Source organism: Aquincola agrisoli (assembly GCF_036621135.1).
In the GTDB taxonomy this organism is placed as follows: domain Bacteria; phylum Pseudomonadota; class Gammaproteobacteria; order Burkholderiales; family Burkholderiaceae_C; genus Aquincola; species Aquincola agrisoli.
Window position 1 is genome coordinate 128,508 of record NZ_JAZIBG010000048.1, and the last position, 13,860, is coordinate 142,367.

The 13,860-nt window shown below is 73.3% G+C and carries 11 protein-coding genes and 2 pseudogenes; 11 read left to right on the top strand and 2 right to left on the bottom strand.

Translation table 11 applies throughout. The features are described 5' to 3' along the window. Positions 1-2 precede the first annotated feature (2 nt). From V4F39_RS22370 to V4F39_RS22395, 6 genes are all read left to right on the top strand, one after another. Complete coding sequence (locus V4F39_RS22370) at positions 3-317, top strand: DUF3467 domain-containing protein (protein ID WP_332292226.1); 315 nt, start codon at positions 3-5, stop codon at positions 315-317. A 50-nt stretch (positions 318-367) separates the two neighbouring features. Further along, complete coding sequence (locus V4F39_RS22375; protein WP_332292227.1) at positions 368-2,218, top strand: efflux RND transporter periplasmic adaptor subunit; 1,851 nt, start codon at positions 368-370, stop codon at positions 2,216-2,218. 106 nt (positions 2,219-2,324) lie between these two features. Beyond that, positions 2,325-4,487 (top strand): PqqD family peptide modification chaperone, encoded by a 2,163-nt coding sequence (locus tag V4F39_RS22380; protein ID WP_332292228.1) that lies wholly within the window; start codon positions 2,325-2,327, stop codon positions 4,485-4,487. Between the two features lie 6 nt (positions 4,488-4,493). Continuing rightward, positions 4,494-4,988 carry a hypothetical protein gene (locus V4F39_RS22385; RefSeq protein ID WP_332292229.1) on the top strand — a complete coding sequence of 165 codons (495 nt, stop codon included), beginning with the start codon at positions 4,494-4,496 and terminating at the stop codon, positions 4,986-4,988. Beyond that, positions 4,985-6,952 (top strand): preprotein translocase subunit SecA, encoded by a 1,968-nt coding sequence (locus V4F39_RS22390; RefSeq protein ID WP_332292230.1) that lies wholly within the window; start codon positions 4,985-4,987, stop codon positions 6,950-6,952. The genes V4F39_RS22385 and V4F39_RS22390 overlap by 4 nt, the downstream gene beginning before the upstream one ends. After that, positions 6,949-7,833 (top strand): efflux RND transporter periplasmic adaptor subunit, encoded by an 885-nt coding sequence (locus tag V4F39_RS22395; protein ID WP_332292231.1) that lies wholly within the window; start codon positions 6,949-6,951, stop codon positions 7,831-7,833. Before V4F39_RS22390 ends, V4F39_RS22395 begins: the two co-directional genes overlap by 4 nt. A gap of 10 nt (positions 7,834-7,843) precedes the next feature. On the opposite strand, the gene V4F39_RS22400 is transcribed toward V4F39_RS22395, so the two are convergent. After that, positions 7,844-8,752 (bottom strand): XrtA-associated tyrosine autokinase, encoded by a 909-nt coding sequence (locus tag V4F39_RS22400; RefSeq protein WP_332292232.1) that lies wholly within the window; start codon positions 8,750-8,752, stop codon positions 7,844-7,846. A gap of 28 nt (positions 8,753-8,780) precedes the next feature. Next, positions 8,781-10,337, bottom strand: coding sequence for an XrtA system polysaccharide chain length determinant (locus V4F39_RS22405; protein WP_332292233.1), 1,557 nt, complete (start codon positions 10,335-10,337; stop codon positions 8,781-8,783). 153 nt (positions 10,338-10,490) lie between these two features. On the opposite strand from V4F39_RS22405, the pseudogene V4F39_RS27235 reads away from it, so the two are divergent. The 5 genes and pseudogenes from V4F39_RS27235 to V4F39_RS22425 form a co-directional block, all read left to right on the top strand. Further along, a pseudogene (locus V4F39_RS27235) lies at positions 10,491-10,652 on the top strand (N-acetyltransferase); the annotation flags it as partial. Between the two features lie 156 nt (positions 10,653-10,808). Next, positions 10,809-10,943, top strand: a pseudogene (locus V4F39_RS27240) (DapH/DapD/GlmU-related protein); the annotation flags it as partial. Positions 10,944-11,054: 111 nt separating this feature from the next. Further along, complete coding sequence (locus tag V4F39_RS22415) at positions 11,055-12,080, top strand: Gfo/Idh/MocA family protein (RefSeq protein WP_332292235.1); 1,026 nt, start codon at positions 11,055-11,057, stop codon at positions 12,078-12,080. Beyond that, the gene (locus V4F39_RS22420; protein ID WP_332292236.1) at positions 12,077-13,204 is read left to right on the top strand and encodes a DegT/DnrJ/EryC1/StrS family aminotransferase; all 1,128 of its coding nucleotides are present in this window, start codon (positions 12,077-12,079) and stop codon (positions 13,202-13,204) included. The genes V4F39_RS22415 and V4F39_RS22420 overlap by 4 nt, the downstream gene beginning before the upstream one ends. After that, positions 13,201-13,851 (top strand): NeuD/PglB/VioB family sugar acetyltransferase, encoded by a 651-nt coding sequence (locus V4F39_RS22425; RefSeq protein WP_332292238.1) that lies wholly within the window; start codon positions 13,201-13,203, stop codon positions 13,849-13,851. The genes V4F39_RS22420 and V4F39_RS22425 overlap by 4 nt, the downstream gene beginning before the upstream one ends. Positions 13,852-13,860: the final 9 nt, after the last annotated feature.

A 13,860-nucleotide genomic window follows, 5' to 3' on the forward strand; every position in this document is an offset into this window, starting at 1 on the left:
CCATGACCGATACCCCCAAGACCCCTGCCGACAACACCCCCGCCGCCCCCGCGGCCAAGGGCGCCGCCGGCCCGCGCCTGAAGTGGAACGTCGAGGGCCTGAAGAGCTCCTACGTCAACTTCGCCAACGCCAACAGCACGCGCGAAGAGGTGGTGCTGAACTTCGGCCTGAACGCCGCCTGGGACCGCAGCCAGGCCGAGACCGAGATCGAGCTGGCGCACCGCATCGTGATGAGCCCCTTCGCCGCCAAGCGGCTGTCGGACCTGCTGGTGCGGCTGATGGCCGAGTACGAGGCGCGCCACGGCAAGCTCGAGTAAGCGCCACTATCCGCGACCCCCTGCCGACGCCCCCCCCGCCGCACCCGACCTTGTCCGCCCTGTCCGAAGCCGAATCCGCCGCGCTGCCGCAGCGCGGCGCGCCCGTGGGCGCCGACGGCGACCCGTGGGCGGCGCTGGGCGGCGCCCGCAGCGCCGAGCAGCTCTGCACCGCCTGGCTCTTCCTGCTGTGCCGGCGCATCCCGCCGACCCGGGCGGCCCTGCTGCTGCTGAAGGACGCGCAGGGCACCTTCGTGCCGGCGGCGATGTTCCCGGCGCCGCTCGACGCCGGCTACCTCGCCGAGGTCGCGCAGCAGGCCCTGAACAGCGGGGCCGGCGCGCGCCAGCCGCAGCCCGACGGCAGCCTGCGGCTGGCCTACCCGCTGGCCTCGATGGGCACGATGCACGGCGTCGTCGTGCTCGACCTCGGGCCCTGCGACGAGCTGGGCCTCACGCGGCACCTGCGCGACCTGCACTGGGGCGCGGGCTGGCTGCTCGACCTGGTGCACCGCCGCTCGATCGGCGAGCGCGACCAGCGGCTGGCGCACGCCGGCTTCCTGCTCGACCTGCAGGCCGCGCTGATGGCGCAGCCAGACGCCGAACGCGCGCTGTTCACGCTGGTCAACCGGCTGGCGGCGCATTTCGGCTGCCACCAGGTGCTGGTCGGCACCGCGCGCGGCCACGCGGTCCAGGTGCGGGCGATGTCGCACGCCGCCTGGTTCGACGAACGCGCCAACCTGCTGCGCGGGGCGGCCCAGGCGATGGACGAGGCCTACGACCAGCGGGCGCGCACCACCCTGCCCGAATCCGAGGGCGATGGCACGCCCCGGCTCACCGCGGCGCTGCGGCGCTACGCCGCCGACGCCCGGTGCGCCGCCGTGTGCGCGCTGCCGCTGGAGCACGGCAATACGCTGGCCGGCGTGTGCCTTCTGCAGCGCGACACGCCCTTCGACGCCGGCGAACTGCAGCTGCTCGACACGCTGGGCCTGGCGATCGGCCCGGTGGTCGGCCTGCGGCTGGCCGGCGACGAGAGCCTGCCCGCCCATGCCGGGCGCAGCACGCGCTGGCTGCTCTCGCGCCTGGGCGACGGCTCGCGGCCCGGCTGGAAGCTCGCCGGCGTCGCCGCGGCGCTGGCGCTGGCGGTGCTCGCGCTGGTGGAGGTCGACTACCGCGTCGCGTCGAAGGCGCTGGTCGAGGGTGCGGTGCAGCGCGCCGCGGTCGCGCCCTTCGACGGCTTCGTGCGCGAGGCGCCCGCGCGGGCCGGCGACACGGTGCGCAAGGGCGAGGTGCTCGCGCTGCTCGAAGACAAGGACCTGCGGCTGGAAAGCCAGCGCTGGCAGGCCGAACTCGACATCGCGGAAAAGCGCGAACGCGAATCACGCGCCAACGGCGAGCGTGCCGAGCTGCGGCTCGCCGCCGCGCAGGCCGCGCAGGCCCGCGCGCAGCTCGATCTCGTCAACGAGAAGCTGGCGCGCGTGCAGGTGGTCGCGCCGTTCGACGGCGTCGTGGTGCGCGGCGACCTGTCGCAGCAGCTCGGCTCGCCGGTCGAGATCGGCAAGGTGCTGTTCGAGCTGGCGCCGCTCGACGCCTGGCGCGTGATCCTGCAGGTCGACGAGCGCGACATCGCCCACATCGCCGAGCAACGCAGCGGCGAGCTGGTGCTGTCCAGCCTGCCCGACAAGACCTGGCCGCTGCGGGTCAGCAAGATCACGCCGGTGTCGGTGCCCGAGGACGGGCGCAACCATTTCCGCGTCGAGGCGGAACTGGACGGGCCGGCGGGCGACGTGCGGCCGGGCATGGAAGGCGTGGCCAAGGTCGCCTCCGCGCCGCGCAGCCTGCTGTGGATCTGGACGCACCGCTTCACCGACTGGCTGCGCCTCGCGCTGTGGCGTCTCGCGCCGTGAAAGCAATGTCTCGCGGCGTGCCGCGGGCCGAGCGCCGGGCCGCCCCAAGCCGGCCCGCCGTCCCCTCGGGGGACCGGCGAACGTACCCGTTCGACGAGGGGCTGGCATGACCACTCATGGCCAGGCGCTGAGCTCCACGCACTGGTGGCGCGTGGCGCCGCTGAAGCCGCGGCTGCGCGGCCATGTGCAGATCCACCGCCACGTCTACCGCGGCCGCACCTGGTACGTGGTCGAGGACCGCGTCGCGGCCAAGTTCTACCGCTTCAACTTCGCGTCGTACCGCGTCATCGACCTGTTCGACGGCCGGCGCTCGCTGCAGGAGGTCTGGGACCGCCTGGCCGCCGAGATCGGCGAGGACACGCCGACGCAGGAGGAAGTGGTGCAGCTGCTCGGCCAGCTGCATACCGCCGACCTGCTGCAGTTCGACGTGACGCCCGACGCCGCCGAGCTGCTCGAGCGCCGCGGCAAGGAGCGGCGCAAGCGTTTCATCGGCCGCTTCCTCAACCCGATGTCGATCCGCTTTCCGCTGTTCGACCCCGACCGCTTCCTCGCCTGGCTGGCCCGCGTGATGCAGCCGCTGCTGGGCTGGCCCGGCGCGCTGCTGTGGATCGCGGCGGTGCTGCCGGCGCTGCTGCTGGTGCCCTCCCACTGGCCCGACCTGACGCAGAACTTCGGCGAGCAGTTGCTGGCCGCCGACAACCTGCTGCTGATGGCGCTGGTGTTCCCGCTGCTGAAGGCGTGCCACGAGCTCGGCCACGGCCTGGCGCTCAAGCGCCGCGGCAGCGAGGTGCACGAGATGGGCGTGATGCTGCTGGTGTTCTTCCCGGTGCCCTACGTCGACGCGTCGGGCGCCTCGGCCTATGCCGACAAGCGCGACCGCATGCTCGTCGGCGCCGCGGGCATGCTGGCCGAGATCTTCCTGGCCGCGCTCGCCTTCTATGCCTGGCTGCTGCTGGAGCCGGGGCTCGCGCGCTCGCTGGCCTACAACGTGGTGGTGATCGGCAGCGTCACGACCGTGCTCTTCAACGCCAACCCGCTGCTGCGCTACGACGGCTACTACGTGCTGATGGACGCCATCGAGGTGCCCAACCTCGGCCAGCGCGCCAACCGCTTCTGGCTGCGCATGATCGAGGAGCGGGTGTTCGGCGTGCCGCCCAGCCCGAAGGCCGAGGCCGCCGACCTGCCGGCCGAGCGCCGCTGGTTCTGGTTCTACGCGCCGGCCGCGCTGGTGTACCGGCTGTCGGTGAGCCTGGGCATCGCGCTGTTCATCGCGACCGAGTACTTCTTCTTCGGCGTCGCGATGGCGCTGTGGACGGTGGGCTCCAGCATCGTGTGGCCGCTGGGCAAGGGCCTGGCCGCGCTGTGGCGCGAACCGCGCTTCCGCGCCCGCGCGACGCGGGTACGCGCCGTGCTGGCCGGCACCGTGGCGGTGGCGGGCATCGCGCTCTTCGTGGTGCCGATGCCGCACCACACGCACGCCGAAGGCGTCGTCTGGGCGCCGGAAGACGCCATCCTGCGCGCCGGCGGCAGCGGCTTTGTCACGCGCCTGCGGGCGGAGCCCGGCGACCGCATCGAGCCCGGCCAGGTGCTGCTCGAGAGCGTCGACCCCGAGCTGCGCGCCAGGCTCGCCGAGCAGGAGGCCAAGCGCGAGGAAGCGCAGTCGCGCGTCGACGCCGCCTGGGGCGTGGCGCCGGCGCGGGCCGGCCAGCTACAGGACGCGCTGCACCGCGAGCACGCCGCGCTGCAGCGCCTGCAGGACGACGCGGCGCTGCTCACGCTGCGTGCGCGGGCCGGCGGCGAGCTGATGGCCGGCACCTGGCACGACCTGCCGCAGCGCTACGTGAAGAAAGGCGAGGTGCTCGGCTACGTCGTCGGCGAGTACGTGCCGGTGGTGCGCGTGGTCGTGCAGCAGGACGGCGTCGATCCGGTGCGGCTGGCGACCCGGGCCGTCGAGGTCAAGCTGCCGCAGGCCGTGGGACAGACGCTGCAGGGCCGGCTGCTGCGCGAGGTGCCCAAGGCCGGCACCGAGCTGCCCAGCGCCGCGCTCGGCCAGCGCGGCGGGGGCGAGATCGCGCTCGACCCGTCGGACGAGAAGGGGCTGAAGGCGCTGAAGTCGGTGTTCGAGTTCGAGGTCGAGCTGCCTCCCGGCACGCCGGTGCGCTTTCTCGGCAGCCGCGCCTGGGTGCGGTTCGCGCACCCGGCCGAGCCGATCGGCCAGCGCTGGCTGCGCGGGCTGCGGCGGCTGTTCCTCTCGCATTTCGGGGTGTAGCGTGCCATGGCGCCGGGCTACAGCGAATCGCCGCGCGGGCTGGTCTACACCGAGCGCCCGATGGCCTGGCCGCTGCGCGGCTTCATCCTGCTGGTGGGCCTGGGGGTGTTCGTGGTCCCCGTGCCCTTCGCCCTGCATGCACCGTGGCGCACGCCGGAGCTCTCGACGCTGCTGGCGGTGGCGTGCATCGTCCTGCCCTGCCTGGTGGGCGCCCTCTTCGTGCGGATCGCGCTGGGCGGACCGCGCCGCATCGAGTTCGACCGCGCCGGGCGCTGCCTGCTGCACACGCGCCGCGGGCTGCTGGGCACACGGCAACTGCGGATCGGCTTCGACCGCATCGACCGCATCGAGATCGTGCGGCGGGAATCGATGGACTACCCCGACTTCTTCGCGCTGATGCTGCACGCGGCGGGCCGCAGGCCGATGGAGGTGGGTGCCTTCGACGACCCGGCGCAGGCGCAGCACTGGCAGCGGCGCATCGAGGCGCTGGTGCGTGCATGACCGCGCTCGTTGCACCGGATGACATCGCGCCCGGCCTCTACGCCGAGCGGCTGGACCCGACCGAGAAGGGCTTCGACCGCTGGACCCGCTCGCAGCTCGGCGCGGTCGCCGCGCGACTGCGGCCGCAGGGCAGCGCGCTGGCGCGGCGGGTGCAGGAGGCGGCCGGGCTGGAGGCCGCGGTGCAGGCCCTCGACGACGCCGGCCTGCGCGCCGCGCTCGTGGCGGAAGGCCCGCAGGCGATCGCCCCGCAGGGCAGCGCCCGCGCGCTGGCGCTGGTGCGCGAGGCGGCGCGCCGCAGCCTGGGGCTGCGCCCCTTCGACACCCAGCTCATGGGCGCGGCGGTGATGATGACCGGCCGCCTCGCCGAGATGGCCACCGGCGAAGGCAAGACGCTGACGGCCGCGCTGGCGGCCTCCATCGCCGCCTGCGCCGGCGTGCCGGTGCACGTGGTCACGGTCAACGACTACCTCGCCGAGCGCGATGCCGACGAGATGCGGCCGCTGTTCGGCTTCCTCGGGCTGCGTGCGGGCTCCATCGTCACCGGCCTGAGCCTCGACGCCCGGCGGGCCGCCTATGCCTGCGACATCACCTACTGCACCAACAAGGAACTGGTCTTCGACTACCTGAAGGACCGCGTGGCCACCCAGCAGGCCCCCACGCGCGCGCAGCGCCACCTGCAGGCGCTGGTGGGCGGCCGGCCCCAGGCGCCTCTGCTGCTGCGCGGCCTGCACATGGCGATCGTCGACGAGGCCGACAGCGTGCTGATCGACGAGGCGCGCACGCCGCTGATCCTCTCGGAGAAGGCCGAGGCCTCCAAGGACGGCCCGCTGTATGCGCAGGCGCTCGAGCTCGCCCGCACGCTGCAGGCGGGCCTGCACTACGCGCTCGCGCCCGAGCGGCGCGAACTGGTGCTGCTGCCCACCGGACGCGCGGCGCTGGCCGGGCCCTGCGCGGGCCTGGACGGCCTGTGGCAGGTGGCGCGGGCGCGCGAATCCTTCGTCGCGCAGGCGCTGCGGGCGCTGCACCTCTACGAGCGCGACCACCAGTACATCGTGGCCGACGGCAAGGTGCACATCGTCGACGAGTTCACCGGCCGCGTGCTGGCCGGGCGCACCTGGGAGCAAGGCCTGCACCAGCTCATCGAGACCAAGGAAGGCTGCGAGCTCAGCGACCATGCGCGCACGCTGGCGCGCATCACCTACCAGCGCTTCTTCCGGCGCTACCTCCGGCTGGCCGGCATGACCGGCACGGCGATGGAGGTGGCCGGCGAGCTGCGCGAGGTGTATGCGCTGGAGATCGTCCCGATCCCGACCCACCGCCCGAGCCGCCGGCGGCTGGCCCCCGACGTGTGCTGCGCCAGCGCCGCCGACAAGTGGCGCGCGGTCGTCGAGAACGCGGCCGAGGCGCTGGCGCGCGGCCAGCCGGTGCTGATCGGCACGCGCTCGGTGCAGGCGTCGGAGGAACTGGTCGAGGTGCTGCAGGCCGCCGGCATGCCGCACCAGCTGCTCAATGCCCGGCAGGACAAGGAGGAGGCCGAGCAGGTCGCCCGCGCCGGCCAGCCGGGCATGCTGACGGTGGCCACCAACATGGCCGGCCGCGGCACCGACATCAAGCTCGCGCCCGGCGTGGACGCGGCCGGCGGGCTGCACGTGATCCTGACCGAATACCACGAGTCGGCCCGCATCGACCGCCAGCTCGTCGGGCGCTGCGCCCGGCAGGGCGATGCCGGCAGCGCGATCGGCATCGTCGCGATCGACGACGCGCTCTTCCGCGAGCACGGCGGCGCCCTGTGGCATGCCGCGCGCGCCGGAGCGGCACGCTGCCCCGGCGGCACGGCGCTGCAGGTGCTGCGCCGCCACTGCCAGCGCCGCGCCGGTGCCCAGGGGCGCCAGGTGCGGCGGCAGACCCAGAAACAAGACCGCAGCGTGGACGCGATGCTTGCGTTCACCGGGGAACTCCGATGACCATCACACCCACCCGACAACGCCCCGCCCGCCTGCTCGCCACGCTGCCCGCCCTGTGGCTGGCCGGCGCGGCCCAGGCCCAGTCCCCGTCGCAGGCCCAGCAGTACGACTGCCTGATCGAGCCCTACCAGCGCATTGAGCTCCGCTCGCCCGTGACGGGGCTGATCAAGGCCGTCAACGTGGAGCGCGGCAGCACCGTGCAGAAGGGGCAGGTGCTGATCGAGCTGGATTCGGGCGTCGAGGCCGCGACCCTCGCCGCGGCCCGCTACCGCGCGCAGATGCAGGGCGCGGTCCGCTCGGCGGAAAGCCGCTCGAAGTTCGCCCAGGCCAAGGAGCGGCGCTTCGACGACCTGAGCAAGCAGAAGTACGTCTCGCAGCAGGACAGCGACGAGGCCGCCGCCTCCGCCCAGGTGGCCGAGGCCGACCTGCTGGAGGCGCGCGACAACCGCGAGTTGGCGCAGCTGGAGGTGCGCCGGCTGACGGAGGTCATCGAGCAGCGCCGGCTGCGCAGCCCGGTGGCCGGGCTCGTCACCGACCGCACGCAGAATCCCGGCGAGCTGGCGCAGTCCGGCGACGGCGCCAAGCCGATCATCCAGCTGGCGCAGGTGCACCCGCTGCGCGTGGAGCTGGTGCTGCCCGTCGCGCGCTACGGCACGCTGGCGGTGGGCGCGACGGCCACCATCGAGCCCGAGGCGCCGCTCAAGGGGCGCTACACCGCGCAGATCAAGCACATCGACCGCGTGGTCGACGCCGCCAGCGGCACCTTCCGCGTGCGCCTGGAACTGCCCAACCCCGACGGGGCGATCACCGCTGGCGTCAAGTGCCGCGCGGGGTTCGCCGGCGGCAGGCCGGCGGGTGCCGGGGACGCGTCCGCACGGTAGCGCCCGCCGCTCACGGCAGCCGCTTCTCGCGCGGATGGCCGTAGTACCCGTCCAGCAGCGGCTCGCGGGCCGTGTCGAAGCGGTTGAGGATCGACACGACGTTCGGGCACTGCTCCAGCATCGCGAAGGCCTGGCCCACCAGCCGCCGCGGCGTGCGGCCCGCCTCCACCACCATCACCACCTGCCCGACGCGGCCGGCCAGGGTCTGCGCGCCGGGCGTGGCCAGCAGCGGCGGGCCGTCGAAGATGACGATCCGGTCGTCGTAGCGGCACGCCAGTTCCTCCAGCAGCCGGTTCATCGCCGTGCTGGCCAGCAGTTCGGCCGACCGTGTGCCCAACGTGCCCGTGGGCAGCACCGAGAGCTTCGGGATGTTGGTGCACAGGATCAGGTCCGACAGGTCGAGGCCCGGGTCGAGCAGCGCGTCGAACAGGCCCTTGGTCGACGGCATCCCCAGGCGGTCCGGCAGGCCGGGGCGCAGCACGTCGGCATCGACCAGCAGCACCGAGGTGTCGATCTCCATCGCGATGCTCATCGCCAGGTTGATCGCGCAGAAGGTCTTGCCTTCGGCCGGCACCGAGCTCGTCACCATCACCAGCGCGTTGCGCCGCTGGCCCGGCCCGTCCCGGTCGGCCGCCAGGCGCAGCACGCTGCGCTTGAGGTGGCGGAACTCGTCGGCCATGCGGCTGCCGTCGAGGCTGGGCACGAGCTGGCCCGCCCGCTGCAGGCGCGCCAGGTCGATCTGGACCTGGTGCCCCTGGCGCGGCGGCGCCTTCTGCACCACCGGGCTGGCCGCGATGCGCGCCGCCACCCCTGGCCTCAACGGGGCCGCGCTCTCGGCGCCGAGCGGCGTCCACGGCAGCTTCACCCCCGTGCGCGCCAGCGCCTGCAGCCGGTTCGCGGCCTGCTCGATGAGACTCATGCCTGCCCCTCGTCGCGTCCAGGGGCCCTCATGACGCGGCCCCCAGCGCGATCCAGCCGATCCACGCCGCCTGCACCGCCAGCAGCGCGCCCACCGCCAGCGCCACGCGCCGCCGCTCCGACCGCTCGGCTTGGTGCGAGCGCTGGTGCGGCGACGTGGACACGGTGCCCAGCACCGGCCGCGCGGTGAACTTGCGCAGCGACTGCACGTCGGTGAACGTCGGCCGCAGGCGCTCGGCCTGGCGCGGCGCCGCCAGGCCCGCCAGCAGCGCCAGCGCCGCGGCCGCCGCGGCCAGCAGCGGCCGGCCGGGGAACACCGGCCCCGGCTGCACGCGCGGCGGCTCCACCACCCGGAACTCGGCCATGCGGGACGACTCGTCCAGCTGCACGCCGAGCGAGGCCGATTCGCGGCGCGCGACGAGCTGCTCGTAGTTCTTGCGAATCACGTCGTAGTCGCGGTTGAGCTGCACCAGCTCGGCCTCGACCTGCGGCGCCTTGCCGGCCACCGCGCGGGCCGCGTCGAGCCGCTGCTGCTCCACATCGAGCCGCGACCGCAGGCTCGCGACCTGCGCCTCGCTCTCCACCAGCGCCACGCGCAGCCGCTGGTAGACGGGGTTCGCCGCCCGCGCCCGGCCCGGCGACGACGAGGCCGCCCGCGCCGCGGCCTCGGCCGCGCGCTGGCCTTCGAGGCGGACGACCTGCTCGCGCAGGCTGATGATCTCCGGGTGCGCCTCGGTATAGCGGTTCGAGAGGTCGGCCAGCTGCTTCCAGGTGTTGGCCAGCGCGGCCGCCACCGGCGAAGGCGCCCCGGTGGGCTCCAGGTCCGGATCGGAGGCGACGCGGGCCTCCTCCTGCGCCATCTCACGCCGGTAGGCCTCGCTCGCGCGTTCGGCCGCCTTGAGGTCGACGCTGAGCTTGACCACCTCGTCGGACAGCATCGACATGCGGCTGAAGTAGTCCTGCGCATGCACGCCGGTGGTGCCGAAGTGCAGCAGCTTGAACTGCTTCAGGCGCTCCTCGGCCGCGACCAGCTTGGCCTCGTAGCCGGCGATGCGGTCGGCGATGAAGCGGCTTGCGTCCTGCGAGTCGCGGCGCTTGTCCTCGAACGAGGTGTCGACGAACAGCGTCACCGTCGCCTCGACCACGCGGCGCGCCACCTCGGGATCGGGGTCGCGGAAGCTGATGGTGTAGAGGCCGGCGTCGCCGATGGTCAGCCGGATCTGCTTCATCAGCCGCGTCAGCGTCGCCTCGCGCTGCGCCGGCGTGGCGATGGGCAGGCCCATGCCGGGCTGGTCGACGAGCCACTCCATGTGCGGGCGCGACACCACCGTGCGCGCCAGCAGGCGCACCTGCTGGTCCATGTCGGGCTGGTACGCGAGCCCGGCCATCAGCGGCTTCAGCACGGACTGGGTATCGACGTAGACGAGCGCACGCGCCTCGTAGCGCTGCGGGATCAGCGGCACCACCACCGCGCCCGCCAGCGCGAAGGCCCACGCCACGCCCACCGCCAGCCAGCGCCGGCGCCAGGACATGCGCGACACGCCGTGCAGCCTGTCGATCAGCGATGGAAGAACCGGTTGCGTCATGGCTGCGGACCCGATGCCTGCTCCCGCCGGCCGCGCGGCCGGTACGTGCCCCCACTATCCGGCCGCCTCCCGCGGCCGGCATTGAGCACCCTCAACGGGGCCGGCCCGGCCCTTGGCATCGTGGGGTCCATCGTTCACTTCGGGAGTGCCGCCATGCCGGTTTCGGACAGCGTCGCCTTGGGCCAGCGCGTCACCATCCTCCACCCCGCGCTGGTCAACCTGTATGGCTGCCGCATCGGCGACGACTGCCGCATCGGCACCTTCGTCGAGGTGCAGAAGAACGCCGTGATCGGCGCACGCTGCAAGGTCTCCTCGCACAGCTTCATCTGCGAGGGCGTGACGCTGGAGGACGAGGTCTTCGTCGGCCACGGCGTGATGTTCACCAACGACCGGCTGCCCCGCGCCACCAACGCGCAAGGCGGCCTGCAGTCGGAGGCCGACTGGTGCCTGACGACGACACGCGTGTGCCGGGGCGCCTCGATCGGCAGCAACGCCACCATCGTGTGCGGCGTGACGATCGGCGAAGGCGCACTCGTCGGCGCGGGCGCCGTGGTCACGCACGACGTGCCGCCCTTCGCCGTCGTCGCGGGCGTGCCCGCACGGGTCATCGGCCGGGTGGGCGGCACCCCTCACAACGGCGGTGCCGGCATTGAGTCGGCTCAATCCGCCGCCGCGGCCGGCGCTTAGCCTGCGCAGCGTCCACGGGAGGAGGATCGAATGATCAACATCGGCGTCATCGGCTACGGCTACTGGGGACCCAACCTGGTCCGCAACTTCTCGGAAACACCCGGCCTGCGCCTCGTCGCGGTGGCCGACCTGGACCGCGCCCGGCTCGATCCGGTCCAGCGGCGCTACCCCGCCATCACCACCACCACCGACTACCGCGACCTGCTGCGGGACCCCGCGGTCGATGCGATCGCGGTGGCCACCCCGGTGGACACGCACTTCGAGCTGGGCATGGCCGTGCTGCGCGCAGGCAAACACCTGTGGATGGAGAAGCCGATGGCGCAGACCTCGGACGAGGCGCGGCAGCTCGTCGAGCTGGCCGACGAGCGCGGCCTCACGCTCATCGTCGACCACACCTTCATCTACACGCCCGCGGTGCGCAAGATGCGCGAGCTGATCGCCGGCGGCGAGCTGGGCCGCATCTACTACTACGACTCGATCCGCGTGAACCTGGGCCTCTTCCAGCGCGACGTCAGCGTCATCGCCGACCTCGCGGTGCACGACTTCGCGATCCTCGCGCACATCCTCGACGAGCAGCCGGTGGCCGTCACGGCCAGCGGCATCAACCACTTCCCCGGCACGCCGGAGAACCTCGCCTACGTGACGCTGTTCTACGACTCCGGCACGATCGCCCACGCCAACGTGAGCTGGCTGGCGCCGGTCAAGGTGCGCCAGATCCTGGTCGGCGGCAGCCGCAAGATGATCACCTACGACGACCTGGAGCCGAGCGAGAAGGTCAAGGTCTACGACAAGGGCGTCAGCTTCACCGACGACCCCGGCCAGATCCACGAGATGCGCGTCGGCTACCGCAGCGGCGACATGTGGGCGCCGCGCCTGGCGGTGACGGAGGCGCTGCGCAACGAGGGCGAGCATTTCGTCGACTGTGTCAACCATGGCAGGCTGCCGCAGACCGGCGGCGGGCTCGGCCTGCGGGTGGTGCAGCTCATCGAGGCGGCCAGCGCGTCGATGCGGCGCAAGGGCGAGACCGTCTACCTGCGCCAGGAGGTGGCGGCATGATCCCCTTCGTCGACCTGAAGGCGCAGCACGCGGCGCTGCGCGAGGAGCTGCTCTCGGCCATCGGCGGCGTGCTGCAGAGTTGCGAGTTCACGCTCGGGCGCGAGGTGGCGGCGTTCGAGGCCTCGTTCGCCGAGTACTGCGGCACGCGGCACGGCGTGGGTGTCAACAGCGGCACCAGCGCGCTGCACCTGGCGCTGCTGGCCGCCGGCGCGGGCCCCGGCGACGAGGTGGTGACAGTGCCGTTCACCTTCATGGCCACCGCCTCGGCGATCCAGTACACCGGCGCGACGCCGGTCTTCGTCGACATCGACCCGCGCAGCTTCACGATGGACCCGGCCGCGGTGGAGGCGGCGATCACGCCGCGCACGAAGGTGCTGCTGCCGGTGCACCTCTTCGGCCAGACGGCCGACATGGACCCGCTGATGGAGATCGCGCGCCGCCACGGCCTCGTCGTGATCGAGGACGCGGCGCAGGCGCACGGTGCGCTCTACAAGGGCCGGCGCGCCGGCAGCATCGGCGACATGGGCTGCTTCAGCTTCTACCCGGGCAAGAACCTGGGCGCCTGCGGCGAGGGCGGCATGGTCGTCAGCAACCACCCCGAGGCCGTGCAGCGCATGCGCATGCTTCGCGACTGGGGCGCCGAGCGCAAGTACCACCATGTGCTCAAGGGCTACAACTACCGGCTCGAAGGCATCCAGGGCGCCGTGCTCAACGTGAAGCTGCGCTACCTGGAGGCCTGGACCGAGGCGCGGCGGGCCGCGGCCGCACGCTACGACCGGCTGCTCGCGCAGGCGGACGTCGGCCTGCCCGAGGCGATGGCCTGGGGGCGGCACGTGTACCACGTGTACGCGGTGCGGTGCGCGGAACGCGCGGCGCTGCAGCAGGGGCTGGCGGAGGCCGGCATCCAGACCGGCATCCACTACCCCTTCCCCATCCACCTGCTGCAGGCCTTTGCCGACCTCGGCTACCCGGCCGGTTCGTTCCCGCATGCGGAGCAGGCCGCCCGGGAGGTGCTGTCGCTGCCGATGTTCCCCGAATTGACCGAAGCGCAGTCGGCCGAAGTGGCCGAGGCGGTGCGCCGCCTGGCCGTGCCCGCACAGGCCTCGCTCGCGAGCGTGACGTGAACCCGGCCGACGCCGGCGGGCCCGCCCCGCGGGCGCTGCTGATCTTTCCGTGCAACGGCAGCGGCCTCGAGGCGCTCGACTGCCTGGGCGAGAGCTTCCGCTGCATCGGCTTCATCGACGACCAGCCCGGGCGCCTGCCGCCGCAGGTGCATGGCGTGCCGGTGTTGGGCCGCGGCGCCCTGGCCGAGCACCCCGAAGCCCTGGTGCTCGCGGTGCCGGGCGGCCCCGAGAGCTACCCGCAGCGCGCCGCGGCGATCGCCGGGCTGGGCGTGCCGCCGCAGCGCTGGGCCACCGTCGTGCACCCGCGCGCCAGCGTGTCGCCCCGCGCCCGGCTGGGCCGCAACCTGCTGCTGATGGCGGGCGCCGTGGTCACGACCGACGCCACCCTGGGCTCGCACGTCTGCGTGCTGCCCAACAGCGTGATCCACCACCATGCGGAGGTCGGCAGCTTCACCCTGGTCTGCGCCAACGTCACCGTCGCCGGCGGCGTGCACGTCGGCGAAGGCTGCTACCTGGGCAGCGGCAGCAGCCTTCGCAACGGCGTGCGCATCGGCGCGGGGGCGCTGGTCGGCATGGGCAGCACGGTGGTGCGCGACGTGCCCGAGGGCTGCGTGGTGGCCGGCACGCCGGCACGCAGGCTGCGCTGAACCGGAGCC